Origin of the sequence: Flavobacterium sp. FlaQc-30, assembly GCF_044005885.1 — a bacterium.
GTDB lineage: Bacteria > Bacteroidota > Bacteroidia > Flavobacteriales > Flavobacteriaceae > Flavobacterium.
Window position 1 is genome coordinate 198,758 of the sequence record NZ_JBIPCO010000004.1, and the last position, 18,044, is coordinate 216,801.

At 34.2% G+C, this 18,044-nt stretch carries 14 protein-coding genes; 5 read left to right on the forward strand and 9 right to left on the reverse strand.

Translation table 11 applies throughout. From position 1 onward, the window contains the following. Positions 1-495: 495 nt before the first annotated feature. Both ACHRV0_RS11155 and ACHRV0_RS11160 read left to right on the forward strand, forming a co-directional pair. Complete coding sequence (locus tag ACHRV0_RS11155) at positions 496-888, forward strand: hypothetical protein (RefSeq protein WP_129023800.1); 393 nt, start codon at positions 496-498, stop codon at positions 886-888. A gap of 332 nt (positions 889-1,220) precedes the next feature. Next, positions 1,221-2,750: a SulP family inorganic anion transporter gene (locus tag ACHRV0_RS11160; RefSeq protein ID WP_395440876.1), complete on the forward strand. Its 1,530-nt coding sequence runs from the start codon at positions 1,221-1,223 to the stop codon at positions 2,748-2,750. A 228-nt stretch (positions 2,751-2,978) separates the two neighbouring features. Here ACHRV0_RS11160 and ACHRV0_RS11165 read toward each other — a convergent pair whose 3' ends face one another. The 9 genes from ACHRV0_RS11165 to miaB all read right to left on the reverse strand — a co-directional run bounded on the left by ACHRV0_RS11165 (position 2,979) and on the right by miaB (position 12,378). Next, complete coding sequence (locus tag ACHRV0_RS11165) at positions 2,979-4,178, reverse strand: ectonucleotide pyrophosphatase/phosphodiesterase (protein WP_395440877.1); 1,200 nt, start codon at positions 4,176-4,178, stop codon at positions 2,979-2,981. 397 nt (positions 4,179-4,575) lie between these two features. Beyond that, positions 4,576-6,204, reverse strand: a complete 1,629-nt coding sequence (groL, locus tag ACHRV0_RS11170) for a chaperonin GroEL (protein ID WP_089053993.1) — start codon at positions 6,202-6,204, stop codon at positions 4,576-4,578. A 114-nt stretch (positions 6,205-6,318) separates the two neighbouring features. Beyond that, the gene (gene groES, locus ACHRV0_RS11175) at positions 6,319-6,594 is read right to left on the reverse strand and encodes a co-chaperone GroES (protein ID WP_012023920.1); all 276 of its coding nucleotides are present in this window, start codon (positions 6,592-6,594) and stop codon (positions 6,319-6,321) included. A gap of 141 nt (positions 6,595-6,735) precedes the next feature. Then, the gene (secG, locus tag ACHRV0_RS11180) at positions 6,736-7,062 is read right to left on the reverse strand and encodes a preprotein translocase subunit SecG (RefSeq protein WP_395440878.1); all 327 of its coding nucleotides are present in this window, start codon (positions 7,060-7,062) and stop codon (positions 6,736-6,738) included. Between the two features lie 3 nt (positions 7,063-7,065). After that, a complete protein-coding gene (locus ACHRV0_RS11185) occupies positions 7,066-8,463 on the reverse strand; it encodes a tetratricopeptide repeat protein (protein ID WP_395440879.1) in 1,398 nt (465 codons plus the stop codon). Positions 8,464-8,561: 98 nt separating this feature from the next. Continuing rightward, complete coding sequence (locus tag ACHRV0_RS11190) at positions 8,562-9,065, reverse strand: LptE family protein (protein ID WP_395440880.1); 504 nt, start codon at positions 9,063-9,065, stop codon at positions 8,562-8,564. Between the two features lie 102 nt (positions 9,066-9,167). Next, positions 9,168-10,424: a sigma-54-dependent Fis family transcriptional regulator gene (locus tag ACHRV0_RS11195; RefSeq protein WP_089058323.1), complete on the reverse strand. Its 1,257-nt coding sequence runs from the start codon at positions 10,422-10,424 to the stop codon at positions 9,168-9,170. A 57-nt stretch (positions 10,425-10,481) separates the two neighbouring features. Beyond that, positions 10,482-10,853 (reverse strand): GxxExxY protein, encoded by a 372-nt coding sequence (locus ACHRV0_RS11200; RefSeq protein ID WP_395440881.1) that lies wholly within the window; start codon positions 10,851-10,853, stop codon positions 10,482-10,484. A 79-nt stretch (positions 10,854-10,932) separates the two neighbouring features. Further along, the gene (gene miaB / locus ACHRV0_RS11205; RefSeq protein WP_395440882.1) at positions 10,933-12,378 is read right to left on the reverse strand and encodes a tRNA (N6-isopentenyl adenosine(37)-C2)-methylthiotransferase MiaB; all 1,446 of its coding nucleotides are present in this window, start codon (positions 12,376-12,378) and stop codon (positions 10,933-10,935) included. A 319-nt stretch (positions 12,379-12,697) separates the two neighbouring features. Between miaB and topA the strand changes: the two genes are divergently transcribed. The 3 genes from topA (at position 12,698) to gldK (ending at position 18,035) form a co-directional block, all read left to right on the forward strand. Then, the gene (topA, locus tag ACHRV0_RS11210) at positions 12,698-15,214 is read left to right on the forward strand and encodes a type I DNA topoisomerase (protein ID WP_395440883.1); all 2,517 of its coding nucleotides are present in this window, start codon (positions 12,698-12,700) and stop codon (positions 15,212-15,214) included. Between the two features lie 3 nt (positions 15,215-15,217). Further along, a complete protein-coding gene (locus ACHRV0_RS11215) occupies positions 15,218-16,369 on the forward strand; it encodes a formimidoylglutamase (protein WP_129023792.1) in 1,152 nt (383 codons plus the stop codon). A gap of 262 nt (positions 16,370-16,631) precedes the next feature. After that, a complete protein-coding gene (gene gldK / locus ACHRV0_RS11220) occupies positions 16,632-18,035 on the forward strand; it encodes a gliding motility lipoprotein GldK (protein ID WP_129023791.1) in 1,404 nt (467 codons plus the stop codon). The last annotated feature ends 9 nt before the right edge of the window (positions 18,036-18,044 follow it).

Sequence of the window (18,044 nt, forward strand, 5' to 3'; positions counted from 1 at the left end):
ATCTAAAATTGTTTCTATTGCATGAATAGATTTACATCGACCCTTCTTATAATAGTAATAGCAGAGAGTGAGGATTCTTCTGTGTTATATTATAAGCACTATTACGGAGATTAGTGTAGGGTCTGTTTTTTATATAATTTAGTTTTTATCAGTTTAAAATCGAATAAATTTTAATGGCAGCGGTTATTTTTTCACATCCTTTAATTTGCTTATTTGGCTTTCCATTAGTTTTTTATACTCATTAACAAGCTTGGAATATTCAGCTTTAATAAGATCGCAGGTTATCCCGGTTCTATCACCTCGAATAGACTTTCGAATATAATCGTAAGAATATCCGTATCTATTTTTGATAATCTTTAAGACATCTTGATTGTAACTTGGTTTAGTTTTTATATTTTTGTCCATTGCTTAATTTGTATTAAAAACGAGACAAATATAGTAAGATATTTCTTAATTACAAAATAAATAGAATATTTTCTAATAAAATAATAATTTATGTCAGAAAACACCTTACAGAGAATAAAACAGTATCTTGATTACAAGGGTATTAGAGTTAGTGCTTTTGAAAGAGAGATTGGTATGTCTAATGGATCTTTTGCGAGCCAATTAAAAAGAAATAAAACAATAGGGCTCGATAAGTTAGAAAATATCCTAAGAAGATATTCAGATATCAATCTCGAGTGGCTTTTAAAAGGTACCGGCAGTATGATAAGGTTAGATGCTTTTCGTGAAGAACCAGTTATATATTACAAAACAGAGAAGACAGACAAAGACGAAGAAGCAATCAATTACAAAGATCTTGCAGAAGCTCGAAAAGAGACAATTGAAAGCCTTCAAAAAGTAATTCAATATTTAGAAGCACAAATTGCAGAAGGAGATCAGAAGTAAGAAGTTCTGTTTTTTAGTTGTTTAAGCGACAAGTTTTTTTTCTTTACCAAAAGCAAAATGCGCTTGATTCAGTTTTGATTCCGTAACAAGAAGGAGATGCGACAGTGCGAAAACAGGTATAAATACCTAGTTGTTTGTACTGTTTTATAAATAATTTTGAATTTCTTATAAAAGTCAAAAATAGATTATGATACATTTTATACTCTCTGTTTTAGTTTTGGTATTAAAGCAGTTGTTCTAAGTTGAAATTTTCTTTATTGCTATCACTTTAGTTTTTTTATAGAACAAAGCTTTATTCCATTTATGGGCATTATTTTTTACATTTGTGTCCTATGAAAAAAGCTTTTCAACTCTTCGATTTTACTCAAAAAGTCAATTACAAAAACGAAATTTTAGCAGGTTTAACCGTTGCAATGACAATGATTCCAGAATCTTTGTCGTTTGCAATTTTGGCTGGATTTCCGCCTTTAGTTGGTTTGTATGCTGCTTTTATAGCTGGATTAGTTACTGCAGTTTTTGGCGGAAGACCTGGAATGATTTCTGGAGGCGCGGGAGCAACAGTAATTGTTTTAATTGCTTTAATGAAATCGCACGGATTAGAATATGTTTTTGCGGCGGTTGCGCTTGGCGGACTGGTGCAAATAACTATTGGACTTTTTAAACTGGGAAAATTTATACGTTTAGTCCCGCAGCCTGTTATGTTTGGTTTTGTAAACGGATTGGCGGTTGTGATTTTTATGTCGCAGCTCGAGCAGTTTAAAACTATTGTAAATGGCGAAACGACTTGGCTGCAAGGAACGCCGCTGTATATAATGTTAGGTTTAACTACACTTACAATTAGTATCGTTCTCCTTTTTCCGAAACTTACAAAAGCAGTTCCAGCTTCTTTAGTGGCAATTATGGTAGTGTTTGCCATCGTACTTATTTTTAATATTGAGACCAAAACAGTCGAAGATATCGCTTCAGTTCAAGGCGGATTTCCTCCGTTTCATATTCCTAATATTCCCTTTACTTTTGAAACTCTTAAAGTAATATTTCCCTATTCTGTAATTGTCGCAGCCGTTGGTTTGACCGAAGGTTTGCTTACACTCAATCTTGTTGACGAGATTACGGGAACACGAGGGAATAGTAATCGCGAATGCATTGCGCAAGGAAGTTCAAATATCTTAAACGGTTTCTTTTTCGGAATGGGCGGCTGCCCAATGATCGCACAAACTTTGGTAAATCTTGGTGCCGGTTCCAGAGCAAGACTTTCTGGAATTATTGCTGCTTTAACGATTTTAATGATTGTACTTTTTGGAGCTCCTGTTATTGGTAAATTGCCAATGGCGGCTTTGGTTGGTGTTATGATGATGGTTGCAATTACAACATTTGAATGGTCGAGTTTCAGAATTATCAATAAAATGCCTAAACATGATATTTTCGTTGGTATTTTAGTCGCTCTTATTACAATTGTATTGCATAATCTAGCTTTAGCAGTTTTAATTGGAGTAATTATTTCTGCCTTGGTTTTTGCATGGGAAAGTGCCAAAAGAATCCGAGCAAGACAGTATGTAGATGAAAACGGAATAAAACATTACGAAATTTATGGACCGTTATTTTTTGGTTCGATAGCTGCCTTTACAGAGAAATTCGACATCAAAAACGATCCAGATCATATTGTTATAGATTTTAAGGAAAGCCGAGTTTCAGATATGTCAGCAATCGAAGCGTTAAATAATTTGACTAAAAAATACAATCAGCTAAACAAGGTTGTAGAATTGCAGCATTTAAGTGCAGATTGCAGGCAATTGCTTAAAAATGCTGATGCTGTTATCAATGTAAATGTAATAGAAGATCCTACGTACAAAGTGGTTTCTTAATTAGATAATTAGAAAATGTGTCAATTAGATAATTACATTGTAGAGGCATAATGTAGTGTGTCTATGCAGCGTATTTAGATAATTTATATTGTATAGTATTGCCTCCAGCTTTAGCTGGAGGCAATACTATATATTGAGCTATTCCAATTCAAAAATTATCTAATTATCTAATTATCTAATTATCTAATTATCTAATTATCTAATTATCAAATTGACAAATTATCAAATTTAACGAAGCATCGATTTTACGTCGCTGAACTTTCCGTCAATTTCGCCTATTTGCAGGCCTAAAATATGAGCAATTAAAGGATAAACCGAAACGTTTTGAAAAGTTTTTACCGTTTTATCTACTTTAAATGCAGGACCTTTTGCATAGAAAATGGCGTGCATATCTTTTTCATTATTGTCGTAACCATGAGTTCCGCCTTTTATATTTTGACTTTCTTTGCTGACTAGGCTGTATCCTTTTTTTGCTTCGATAACAAAATCATGTACACGCGGATTGGTGCCGTAATGAAGTCTTTTTGGAACTTCTGCTGCTTTCCAAAACTTAATATGCGGTACTTTTTTTAAGGCTTTTGCGATTGAATCTTGACAGCCGGCTTTTGCCTGAAGACTCATAATTGGGTTAACTACAGCTTTATATCCAAGCCACTCTGGTTTTAAGTAATCTAAAACAGCCACTTTTTTATCATTGCTGATGTTCGTCATTCCGTGATCTGAAACAATAATCAAATTGATTTTTTTTCTAATTTCTAATTGATCTAACCTGCGAGACAATGCGCCCATAATCGAGTCCATTTTTATAACCGCTTTTTTAGTCTCTGCCGATAATGGTCCAAAATTATGACCTGTATGATCTGGCTCATCAAAATACAAAGTGACAAGATGAGGTCGTTGCTTTTCTGGAAGCTGAAGCCATTTCAGGACAGTATCGATTCGAGCTCCGTATGGAATTTTACTGTCGTATTTTTTAAAATAACTAGGATTTCTTTTATCAATGTCAGAACCCGGCCAGAAAAAAGAACCCGTTTTTACACCTTGCTGCTCTGCAAGATTCCAAATAGGATTTCCGCCGTAGTAGCGAGAATCAGTTTTGGCATCGCTTGATAATGAAAATGATTCGTTTAAAGCGGCATCATAAAAAACATTATTGATGATACCATGATGATCAGGGTAAAGCCCTGTAACAATAGAATAATGATTTGGAAAAGTTTTACTTGGATAAGAAGGTTTCATTGATTTTGCATGAACACCCTCAGCTGCAATTTGCTTTAAATTTTGAAGCTTAAATTGTTTTACATAATCCCAGCGAAATCCATCCATAGAAACTAAAACTACATAAGAATCTTTGTTAGTTTGAGCCTGTAAAAAAGTAGTAAGAAGTAAGAGTGTAAAAGATAAAAGGCGAGTTGTGAATTTTCTCATTTTGTAATTTTAATAGAACTGCAAAGGTAGAGATAACAGATTTTTTAAAGAAAAAGAGAATGTTAAATAAAGAGAGTTGCCACGAATTACACTAATTTCCACGAATTAATTTTTTTCAATCTTTTGCGCATATTTTAATTAGCCACAGATTACGCAGATTAAAAGGATTTTTATTTTATGCAGATCATAGATTATAAAAAATAAATTAATCTGCTTGAATCAGTAAAATCTATGTGAAATTTTTTTAGTGTTTCCAATAAAGAAATCCTTTTAATCTGTGTAATCTGTGGCAACTTTTTACAAGCAAAATCATTCGTGGAAATTAGTGCAATTCGTGGCAAACAAAAAAAGCGCCGGATAAAAATCCAGCGCTTTTGAGTTTTAAGAAGAGAATGAATTACATCATTCCTGGCATTCCGCCGCCCATTGGCATTCCGCCAGCGTTTTCTTCTTTAATATCGATTAATGCACATTCTGTAGTAAGGATCATTCCAGAAACAGATGCAGCATTTTCAAGAGCTACACGAGTTACTTTTTTAGGATCGATAATACCAGCTTTAAGCATATCTACATATTCGTCAGTTTTTGCATTGTATCCAAAATCTCCAGAACCTTCACCAACTTTTGCTACAACTACAGAACCTTCAAGACCTGCATTTTCAACAATTGTTCTTAACGGAGATTCAACAGCACGAGATACAATCTGGATTCCAGTTGCTTCGTCAGCGTTATCAGCTTTAAGAGAAGCTAAAGCAGCTTTTGCTCTTAATAGCGCCACACCACCACCGGCAACAATTCCTTCTTCAACAGCAGCACGAGTTGCGTGTAATGCATCGTCAACTCTGTCTTTTTTCTCTTTCATTTCAACCTCAGAAGCAGCACCAACATAAAGAACAGCAACACCGCCAGCTAATTTAGCCAAACGCTCTTGCAATTTTTCTTTATCATAGTCAGATGTTGTAGTTTCCATCTGACCTTTAATTTGGTTTACTCTGTTTTTGATAATGTCAGCTTCACCAGCACCACTTACAATAGTTGTATTGTCTTTATCGATAGAAACTCTTTTTGCAGTTCCTAACATTTCGATAGTTGTATTTTCAAGAGTATATCCTCTTTCTTCAGAAATTACAGTTCCACCAGTTAAGATTGCGATATCTTCTAACATTGCTTTTCTTCTGTCTCCAAAACCTGGCGCTTTTACAGCAGCGATTTTAAGAGCGCCTCTTAATTTGTTTACTACTAATGTAGATAAAGCTTCTCCGTCAACGTCTTCAGCAATAATTAATAATGGTTTTCCTGATTGAGCAACTGGCTCTAAAACTGGAAGTAATTCTTTTAAAGAAGATACTTTTTTGTCGTATAATAAGATGTATGGAGAGTCTAATTCAACTTCCATTTTCTCTGGGTTTGTTACGAAGTAAGGAGAAAGATATCCTCTGTCAAACTGCATACCTTCAACAACATCTACAAAAGTGTCAGTTCCTTTAGCTTCTTCAACAGTGATAACACCTTCTTTACCTACTTTAGCAAAAGCTGTAGCGATTAATTCACCAATAACTTCGTCATTATTTGCAGAGATAGAAGCAATTTGTTTGATTTTGTCAGAATCGCTTCCAACAACTTTAGCTTGAGAAGCTAAGTCGGCAACGATAGCTTCAACAGCTTTGTCGATACCACGTTTTAAATCCATTGGATTTGCACCAGCAGCAACGTTTTTTAAACCTTCTTTTACGATAGCTTGTGCTAAAACTGTAGCAGTTGTAGTTCCGTCACCTGCTAAATCATTAGTTTTAGAAGCTACTTCTTTAACCATTTGCGCGCCCATATTTTCTAATGGGTCTTTTAATTCGATTTCTTTTGCAACAGAAACACCATCTTTAGTAACCGTTGGTCCGCCAAATGACTTTCCAATGATTACGTTACGACCTTTTGGTCCAAGAGTTACTTTTACAGCATTTGCTAATGCATCAACACCACGTTTTAATCCGTCACGTGCTTCAATATCAAATTTTATATCTTTTGCCATTTTTTGTTTGCTTTAGGCAGTAGGCTTTAGGCCTTTCTACTGCGAAATTAGTATTTGGTTTTATATTGCTTTAGGTAATAGGCTTTTGTAAATGCATATTGCCTACAGCTATCTTTAGATTATCGCTAAGATGTCGTCTTCACGCATAATCAAATAATCAGTTCCTTCTAGTTTTAATTCAGTTCCTGCATATTTACCGTAAAGTACCGTGTCGCCAACTTTTACAGTCATTGTGTGATCTTTTGATCCGTTTCCTACTGCAACTACAGTTCCTTTTTGTGGTTTCTCTTTGGCAGTATCTGGAATAAAGATTCCTGAAGCAGTTTTAGTTTCAGCTGCAACAGGCTCAATAAGTACGCGGTCTGAAAGCGGTTTTATGTTTAAAGCCATGATTTTATTATGTTATTAGGTTATACGTTTTTTAATGTTCTAAAAACTTTCAGAAACTATGCCATGCTCATAAAACTGACATTATTTCTTAAAAAAAATGCCAGCTTTGACAGGCTGGCATTTTAATTTATATCAAAATTATTATTTTGTAGCAGGAGTTTGCTGTGCTGGTGCAGCTGGTGTAGTTGCAGCAGGAGCTTCTGTTTTTTCAATAATTTTAGATCCTGTGTCGTTTAATGATTCTGTAAAGCTTAAACTTGAAAGTAAAATTAAAACAATCAAAATAGTTGCTAATGTCCAAGTACTCTTGTCTAAAAAGTCAGTTGTTTTTTGAACACCACCTAACATTTGAGTTCCGCTGATAGTAGAAGATAATCCTCCTCCTTTAGGGTTTTGAACCATGATTACTACGATCAATAGAAAACAAACTATTGTGATTAAAACTAAAAAAATTGAAAATGTGCTCATTGCTTAATTGTTATTGTTATTTTGTTGTAAAATCTTTATATCCGAAATGCGGTCTGCAAAGAAAGTAATTTTTTCTGGATATTTCAAAATTAATATTTCATATGCTTGTATCGCTTTCGTATATTTTTTTTGTTCTAAATATACTCTGGCCAAAGTCTCTGTCATTAAGTAAGAATTGTCTTCTTTATTAATGTCGAATTGTACTGCAGGGGTTATTGCAGTCTGTTTTATTGGAGATATTTTAGGATTGGTTTCGATAAACTTATCGATTATTTCTGCCTTTTTCTTTTTTTCTTCCTCAATTCTCTCAACTTCTTCAGCTGTTTTGGTTTCATTATTATTTGCAGTATCCTCAGTTCTATCTATAGGTTCCGTTTTTGCCAATTGCAGCCATTCTTGAAAAGAATGCTTTTCGTTATCAGAGAAATCTAATGGTTTTCCTATTTCAAGATTTTTCTCGGCATTTTTTACAGGTTCAGAGCTCTCTGTTTCTTTTGGTTCTTCTTCTGTTTTTACCTTATCAAATACAACTGTTGATGCCTCTTTTATTGAACTCAAAATTGATTCTTCGATTGGAGATAATACTCTTACTTCTTCGATTTCATCGTCTACAATTTCTTCAAAGAAAGTTGGAATTGCTCCTTTAATAGGTGTAACCGCTTTCTGTTCAGCTGCAGGTTCAATTGTTTTTTCTTCTGATTTTGGCACTTCTTCAAAAGTATTTAATATTTCTTCTTCAGTAGGACTTATAATAGAGGACTCAATAATAGTTTCTGTTGGAGTGCTCTCTGTTTTTTCAGCCTCTTTAAAAGTGTTTAAAATTTCTTCTTCGCTAGGGCTTGCAATTATTGATTCGCTAACAGAAGTTGTTGGTTCTTCTGTTTTTACTTTTTCTTCAAAAGTATTTGCTGCAGCTTCTTTTATCGAACTTAAGATTGATTTTTCAATAATGGGATCAATAGGTTTTTCTGTAATTTTTGCTGGTTCTTCAAATACTACATTTGAAGCTTCTTTAATCGAGTCTAAAATAGACTGTTCAATCGGATCGATTTTTGTAAATGTAACTTTATCGATTGGTTTAGGCGAGACAATTTCGCTGTCAACAACAGTTATTTCTAGTAAATCTTGAAGCTTACGGTCGTAATATTCACCTTGAATTGTGGTGAAATTTTCTGAGGTAATAAAATCAAATAATACCGAACGATCAGCTGTGTGAGCGGCAGTAACTTTTAAGGCGTAGTTATACTTAAAGCTGTTTTGATTGTAAAGTCCTTTTAATCGCAGTGCTCTGGCACTTTGAAAATACGGAAATTCATTCAAAACACTTCCTAATGCTTCTGCCTGCTGTTCTGTAATAGCATCGGGTTTGTTCATTAAGTAAGTATAATCAGTTACATTCATTTCTTTTTTTATTTAATCGTTTAATTTATTTAATCCTTGTATTTGTTTAATAGGTCATCGATTGAACAAATAAACGATTAACCAGTTAAATCAAAAAACTACCATTTTGCTAATGATTCATTAAAGATATCCTGAGTAATTCTCTCAAAAATAGTTTGAATTGCTGTGTTTAAAACACTGCCTGTTGGTAATTCATTTCCAGGGAAATCGTAATAAAACTCAAATGTTCTTTCAAAATCATCTGTTTCCTTCTTTTTGTTTGTGAAACGAACATTTATACGAATCGTCAAACGGTTTTGTGCAGCCTGCTGATCAGCGGTGGCTGTCATTGGCGTTATTCTGTAATCTGTAATTTCTCCTTCGTATGTTAATTCTCCTCCAGTGCTGACCAAGTTCAAATTGGTTTGGTTTTGAATTAAATCTTGCAATGCCAATGTAAATTGTCTGTCTATTCCAGGTTCAATCAAATCAGCGTTATTTTGGAAAAAGTTAACTTGAAAAGTTTTCGCGTCAATTGGTCCCGTTCCTGTAAAGTTGTAAACGCCGCAACCGCTGAAAGTGGTTGCTATTAATAGAATAAAAAGATATTTTAAGTTTTTCATTTTTTATTTTCAGTATTGATTCGTCAGTTTATTGACGCTTGGATCAAAGGTATTCATTTTTGGTTTAAAATGTTTTGGTGTTTTATTGACTTTGCACTAAAACTATAAATCAAATTGTTTGATTTTTCGGTATAAAGTTCTTTCAGAAATACCTAATTCATCAGCAGCAGCTTTACGTTTTCCTTTGTTTTTTTCTAATGATTTTTTGATCATTTCGATTTCTTTCTGTTCAAGGCGTAAAATTTCTTCTTCTTCAATAGTTTCGGCAAACAAATAATTGTCTTCCGGCATTTGATAATTTTCTTCGCGTCCAGCAGGAGTCATAACAGCAGTTCTTGGCTCTTCTTCAAAATCAATCTCGCTTTCATTTTCCTGTGAACCGTATATTTTCTGAATTAAATTTGGATTAATATCCTGCACTTTTGAAGAGCCGTTCTTCATTAATTCTAAAGTCAATTTTTTTAGATCATTCAGATCGCTTTTCATATCAAAAAGGACTTTGTACAAAATATCTCTTTCGGTGCTAAAATCGCTTTCTTTTTTACTGTCACTTATTACAGATGGCAGGTTGCTTCCTTCTGCAGGAAGATACGATTGTAAAGTAGCTGCCGAAATATCGCGATTGGTTTCTAAAACCGAAATTTGTTCGGCTACATTTCGAAGCTGACGGATATTTCCGTTCCATCTAAATTTTTGCAATACATTTACAGCATCATCATCTAATTTTAAAGGAGGCATTTTGTATTTATGAGCAAAATCTGCCACAAATTTCCTGAACAATAAATGAATATCATCATTACGCTCACGTAAAGGAGGTAATGTGATTTCGACCGTGCTTAAACGATAATATAGATCTTCACGAAATTTTCCTTTTTCGATAGCATTAAACAAATTCACGTTGGTAGCTGCAACAATACGTACATTGGTTTTTTGAACCTGAGACGATCCTACTTTTATGAATTCACCGTTTTCTAAAACACGAAGCAAACGAACCTGAGTTGTCAAAGGCAATTCTCCAACTTCATCAAGAAAAATGGTTCCGCCATCGGCAACTTCAAAATAACCTTCACGAGTGCTTGTCGCGCCAGTAAAAGCTCCTTTTTCGTGTCCGAAAAGTTCACTATCAATAGTTCCTTCTGGAATTGCACCACAGTTTACCGCAATATATTTTCCGTGCTTTCTGTGCGAAAGCGAGTGTATAATTCTTGGAATGTTTTCTTTACCAACACCACTTTCACCCGTTACCATTACCGAAATATCAGTAGGAGCAACCTGAATGGCTTTCTCGATAGCGCGATTTAATTTTGGGTCATTACCAATAATCTCAAATCGTTGTTTTATTGCTTGAACTGTTTCCATATTAGATTTTATCTTTTGCCACGAATTTCTCGAATTTCACAAATTTTTGAAACTGGGTCAATGAATAACTCTTTTGTGTTGTAATGTCTTTTTATTAAAATTAACGATAATTCCTAAATCACTATCAGCTAGTTTTAAATAATTTATTGTTTGAGCTGTGTATTCGTCAATTATATCTTTTGATGCTTTCACTTCTAAAATGATTTCATCATAAACTACAAAATCAGCAAAGAATTTATGTGCTAAAACAATCTCTTTATATTGGATGTTGTATTCTTTTTCACGTTCATACGGAATGTTATGTTTCCTAAATTCATATTCTAATGCATCTTTGTAAACAATTTCTAAAAGTCCGCCGCCCAATATTCTATGAATTTCCATGCAAATCCCGACAATTTTATAATATTCTTCTTTTTTATATAGTTCCATGCTTTGTTTTTAAAACAAATCTATAGAAAATATTGAAAGAAAATTCGTGTAAATTGGTGGAATTTGTGGCGAAAAAAAATTAATTCATGTCGCTTAAGCCTACAGCTTCACCTTTTAAGGTTCCTGAAGTACAGCTTGTGATTTTTACGTTTACGAAATCTCCAATTTTATAATTCTCTTTCGGGAAAACTACTGTTATGCTTTGTGAGTTTCTTCCAGAGAATTCTTCTTTTGATTTTTTAGAAACTTTCTCTACTAGAACTTCAACAACTTGGCCAACAAACTCTTCGCTTCTAAACCATGCATGTTTTTGTTGTAAATCAACAATTTCTTGTAATCTTCTGGCTTTGGTTTCTTCTTCAACATCATCTTCCATTTTTCTTCCAGCCAAAGTTCCTGGACGCTCAGAATACGAATACATATAACCGAAGTTGTATTTCACATATTCCATTAAACTCATTGTATCTTGGTGATCTTGCTCAGTTTCTGTTGGAAAACCGGCAATCATATCTTGTGAAATCGAAGCATCCGGAACAATTGCTCTAATTTTGTCAATCAAAGCCATATATTCTTCACGCGTATGCAGACGATTCATTTCTTTTAAAATTCGGTTACTTCCAGATTGAACTGGCAAGTGAATGTGTTTGCAGATATTTGGATACTTCGCAATAACATGCAAAATACTCTCATGCATATCCTGCGGATTTGAAGTCGAAAAACGGATACGCATTTTAGGAAAACCAACTGCAACCATTTCTAATAATTGGTCAAAATCAACCGCAGTTGCTTTTTGCATTTCAGAAGCGTTTACGAAATCTTTCTTCAAACCGCCGCCGTACCAAAGGTAACTGTCAACGTTTTGACCTAAAAGTGTAATTTCTTTAAAACCTTTATTCCATAAATCCTGAATTTCAGCCATGATACTTTGCGGTTCACGACTGCGCTCACGTCCGCGGGTAAAAGGCACAACACAAAACGTACACATATTATCGCATCCGCGTGTAATTGAAACCAAAGCAGTGATTCCGTTACTCATTAAACGAACAGGCGAAATATCTCCGTAAGTTTCTTCTTTTGATAAAATGACATTAATAGCGTCACGTCCTTCTTCAACTTCTGCTAATAAATTCGGAAGATCTTTGTAAGCATCAGGGCCAACAACAAGGTCGACTATTTTTTCTTCTTCTAAAAACTGACTTTTTAAACGTTCAGCCATACAGCCTAAAACGCCTACTTTCATTTTCGGATTAATGCGTTTTACTGCATTGTATTTTTCTAGACGCTTACGAATCGTTTGTTCAGCTTTGTCACGAATAGAACAAGTGTTTACCAAAACCAAATCAGCTTCTTCAAGAACTGAAGTAGTATTGTATCCTCCATCAGACAAAATGGAAGCTACGACCTCACTGTCCGAAAAATTCATAGCACAGCCGTAACTTTCTATAAAAAGTTTTTTAGTATTCTCAGGTTTATTTTCTAAAACAAGACTTTCGCCTTGTTTGCTTTCTTCAATAATCTTTTCCATTGTAAAAATTCAAAGTGCAAAGATAGCGTAAATGCGGTCAATATGACAAGATGGCAGGGAAAGAATTAACAAATTTAATTTTCAGGGATTATAGCTCTATCTGAAGATTAGAAAAGTGATGTAGGTGGTTGTTAAACTCATAAATAAAAAGCATATTTCTCGGTTATCGAATAGTAAAAGTTACACCTATATATATTATAAAGAATAGTTCAGATAAATCTTCAATTTTAAGAAACATAATACTAAAATAACTCAAAAATGAATTGACGAGGTTAATATTTAAAAAAAATAAATACTTTTGTTGCAGAAAAATAGAGCAATGGCAAAGAATTTAGTAATAGTGGAGTCACCTGCAAAGGCGAAAACAATCGAGAAATTTCTAGGGAACGATTTTCAGGTGGAGTCAAGTTATGGTCACATAGCCGACTTACCATCAAAGGAAATAGGAGTAGATGTAGAGAATGGTTTTAAACCTAAATATGAAGTTTCTCCAGATAAAAAAGCTTTGGTAAGTAAACTTAAAACACTATCTAAGAATGCCGAAACGGTTTGGTTAGCAAGCGATGAGGACCGCGAGGGGGAGGCTATTTCTTGGCACTTGGCGGAAGAATTGAAACTTGACAAAAAGAAAACAAAACGTATTGTTTTTCATGAGATTACAAAATCTGCGATTCTTAAAGCAATCGATAATCCAAGAGAAATAGACTATAATTTAGTAAACGCACAACAAGCACGTCGTGTTTTGGATCGTTTAGTAGGTTACGAATTATCGCCAGTTTTATGGAGAAAAATTAAAGGCGGACTTTCAGCAGGACGTGTACAATCTGTTTCTGTACGTTTGATTGTTGAAAGAGAACGCGAAATTCAAAACTTTAATGCAGTTGCAACCTATTCAATTGTTGCCGAGTTTGTAAACGAAGCTGGAAAGGCTTTTAAAGCAAAACTGCCTAAAAACTTTAATACAAAAAAAGAAGCCGAAGATTTCTTAAATCAAAACATCGGTTCTAAATATAAGGTAGCCGATTTAGAAACTAAGCCTACCAAAAAATCTCCAACAGCACCTTTTACAACTTCTACGCTTCAACAAGAAGCAGCGAGAAAATTGTATTTACCAGTTGGAATTACAATGCAATTAGCACAGCGTTTATACGAAGCGGGACTTATTACTTATATGAGAACAGATTCTGTGAATCTTTCAAAAGAAGCAATGGATGCTGCTGAAGCTGAAATTATAAAATCATACGGAAAAGAATTTTCGAAACCGAGAGTTTTTGCAAACAAGAATAAAGGAGCGCAAGAAGCGCACGAAGCAATTCGTCCAACAGATATGTCGCGTCATACTGTAAATATTGATCGTGATCAGGCTCGTTTGTACGATTTGATCTGGAAAAGAACTTTGGCTTCACAAATGAGTGATGCGCAATTAGAAAGAACAAACGTGAAAATTGAAGCAGATAATCACAGCGAAATTTTTACAGCTTCTGGAGAAGTGTTGCTTTTTGAAGGTTTCTTAAAAGTGTACTTAGAAGGTCATGATGATGATGAAGAGGAGCAAGAAGGGATGCTTCCTGCATTAAAAGTAAACGAAAAACTGGCTAATAATTATATTACAGCTACAGAACGATATTCAAGACCGCCGGCACGTTATACTGAGGCGTCTTTGGTGAAGAAACTAGAGGAACTTGGAATTGGGCGTCCGTCAACTTATGCGCCAACTATTTCAACAATTATCAATAGAAATTATGTTGAAAAAGGAACTCTTGAAGGTCAGGAACGTAATTATACACAGCTTACTTTGCAAAACAGTAAAGTAGGAGAGAAGCTTTTAAAAGAAAATACAGGTTCTGATAAAGGAAAATTGGTTCCAACAGATATCGGAACTATTGTAACAGATTTCTTGGTTAAAAACTTCGGAAATATTTTAGATTATAATTTTACTGCAAAAGTTGAGCAGGATTTTGATGAAATTGCCGAAGGAAATATTGACTGGGCAAAGATGATGCAGGATTTCTACAATAAATTCCATCCAAATGTAAAAGAAGTTGAGGCAAATGCTGAACGTGAAAGCGGTGAAAGAATTCTAGGAAAAGATGCTGACGGAAGACAAGTTTCTGTTCGTTTAGGAAAATTTGGTCCAATGGCTCAAATTGGAGAAGCAGACGACGAAGATAAAAAGTTTGCAAGCTTAATGGCAGATCAAAATATTGGAAATATAACGCTTGAAGAAGCTTTGAATTTATTTTTACTTCCTAAAAATTTAGGAGAATATAAAGGAGAAGAAGTAGAAGTCAGCAACGGTCGATATGGTCCGTATGTTCGTCACGGAAGTGTATTTATTTCGTTACCTCGTGGAGAAGATCCTTTAGGAGTTTCAAAAGAAAGAGCACAGGAGTTAATTGACGAAAAAGCACTTGCTGATGCGCCAATTGCAATGTATAAAGGAGAACCTGTTCAAAAAGGTGTGGGGCGTTTTGGTCCTTTCATTAAATGGAATGGTCTTTTTGTAAATGTGAGCAAAAAATACAATTTTGATAATCTATCTCAGGCTGATGTTGAAGAGCTGATTGAAGATAAATTACAAAAAAATATAGATAAAGTACTTCACAATTGGGAAGATGAAGGGATTTTGGTTGAGAAAGCACGTTGGGGGCGTTCAGTAATTACAAAAGGTAAAATCAAAATTGAATTGAGTAAAGATGTTGATGCGACAAAATTAACATTGGCAGAAGTTCAAGAAATGATTGCTAAGAAAACTCCAGCAAAAAAAGCGCCAGCGAAAAAAGCGGCAACAACTAAAAAAACTCCAGCTAAAAAACCAGCTGCTAAAAAGAAATAATAAATGGAATTTGATTTTCTACAACCGCTAAATGAAGGTATGGTAAACTTCATTAGTTCATTGTCTTCACAAGAACTCGGCAGTAAAATTGTGTTGCATACACAAGATCAATTTCCAGATATTGATAAAATTAATATTGCTATTGTCGGCGTTCTTGAAGACCGCCGAAATATCAATATGATAAATGAAGTAAACCTTAATGCGGTTCGTAAAAAACTGTACGGAATGTTTCCTGGTAATTGGGATGCGTCTATAGCTGACCTTGGGGATATTCTTGCAGGTGATTCAGTAGAGGATACTTATTTCGCAGTAAAAAAAGTTACTTCGACTTTAATTAAGAATAAAGTGATTCCTATAGTCCTTGGAGGTTCACAAGATTTGACCTATGCTTTGTATCGCGCTTATGATGATTTAGAGCAAATGGTAAATCTAGTTTCTGTAGATAATAGGTTTGATTTTGGTAAAGAAAATGAGCTGGTTTCGGCTAATTCTTATTTGACTAAAATCATTATTGATGCGCCAAATAACCTTTTTAATTACTGTAATATTGGTTACCAGACTTATTATAATTCACAAGAAGAAATTGATTTAATAGAGAAGTTATTTTTTGACGCTTATCGTTTAGGTGAAATTTCGAATAAAATTACTTTGGCTGAACCTGTGTTTAGAGATGCTGATTTAGTGAGTATTGATTTGAATTCTGTTAAGTCTTCGGCTTCAGGTAATGTTGTTACTTTTGAGCCAAATGGTTTTAACGGAAAAGAAATTTGTGCTTTGGCGAGATATGCTGGAATTAGTGATAAAGTTTCTTCATTTGGAATTTTTAATCACAACAGTACAGCGCAGGAATCTCCTATTATTGCACAAATTGTTTGGTATTTTATTGAAGGGTATCATTATCGTTCAAAAGAGTATCCTTTTGGAAGCAGAACGAATTACTTAAAGTATATTGTTCCTTTGGAAGAAGAGGAGTTGGTGTTTTATAAAAGTGATAAAACAGACAGATGGTGGATAGAAATTCCATTCGAAACAAATGGCAGCAATAAACTAAAAAGAAATACGTTATTACCATGTTCATATGAAGAATATTTGAGTGCTTGCAACCAAGAATTGCCAGAAAGATGGTGGAAAGCACAGCGAAAAAATGCTTTATAGGACAAAAATTCAATAGAATTCTTAATTTTTTTGAATTACAAAATATTACAAAATATTTTTTAGTAAGATAAGGTTTATATATGATAAAAAAACGTGTTTTACGTCGATTTTTTCGGTTAGTTTGTCGATGAAATATTTTTTTTTTATTTTATTTAACATTATTTTTGAACGGTAAAATAAATTTCGCGAGTAGTATTGTTTTTTAGATAAATAATAAATACGTTTACGAACTATAATAATGAATAGATAATCCCAAATTTATATGAAGAAGTTTATTGCATTTACAGCAATGTTAACACTAGTAATTGGCTGTGGTAAGTCAGGTGACAAAGGTGAGTTAGTCGGTGTTACAGGAGGGAAATGGCATCCTGAAAAGCCTTACGGAATGACATTGGTTCCGGGTGGATCTTTTATTATGGGTAAATCAGATGCTGATTTAGCTAATGTGGAAGATGCTCCAACTAAATCAGTAACGGTTCGTTCATTTTATATGGATGAAACTGAGATTACTAACAGTGAGTATCGTCAGTTTGTAGAATGGGTAAAAGATTCTACAATGAGAGTTCGTTTGGCTATTTTAGCTGATGAAACTGGTCAAAAAAGTACTGGTGGTAAAGGCAGTAAAGGTGGTAGTATCGCTGATTATGCATTTAATGATTCTGAGCCGGATAAAATGACAGCTTATGATAAATATATGTATGATAACTATTATAGTGTAGGAACAAAAGATGATCCATATGCTGGTAGAAAATTAAACAAAAAAGTTAAGTTAATAAAAGATACAAAAGCTTATCCAGATGAGTATTATGCTGAGGTAATGGATTCTATGTATTTGCCAATTGAAGAATCATATAATGGTTTAAGAACAATTGATGTAAATAAATTGAAATTCCGTTATTCTTGGATGGACATTCAAGCTGCAGCAAAAGCTAAAGTTGGAAAAAGAAAAGACTTTGTTAAAACAGAGCAGGTAAGTGTTTATCCAGATACTACAGTTTGGATTAAAGATTTCGCTTATTCATACAATGAGCCTATGCATAATGATTATTTCTGGCATAAAGCTTACGGAGATTATCCAGTAGTTGGTGTAACTTGGAAACAAGCTAAAGCATTTTGTGCTTGGAGAACATTAAACAAAAACGGTTATATCAAATCAAAGAAAAAAGGACGTGATTTAGTTAACGCATTCAGATTGCCAACAGAGGCAGAATGGGAATATGCTGCTAGAGGTGGTCTTGAGTCTGCAACTTACCCTTGGGGAGGTCCTTATACTAAAAGCGATAGAGGTTGTTTCTTAGCAAACTTTAAGCCTAACAGAGGAGATTACGCAGCTGACGAAGCTTTGTATACAGTTGAAGCAAAATCATACGATCCTAATGGTTACGGATTATACAATATGGCAGGAAACGTTTCAGAGTGGACAGATTCAGCTTACAATCCAAACGCATATGAATATGTTTCTACAATGAATCCTAACGTAATTGACGGAAACAATCAAAGAAAAGTTGTTCGTGGTGGTTCTTGGAAAGACGTTGCTTATTTCCTACAGGTAAGTACACGTGATCACGAATACGCTGATTCAGCAAGAAGTTATATTGGTTTCAGAACTGTACAAGATTACATGGGAACTCAAGTAACTGGAAACGGAACCAGTAAAAAGAAATAGTATATTACA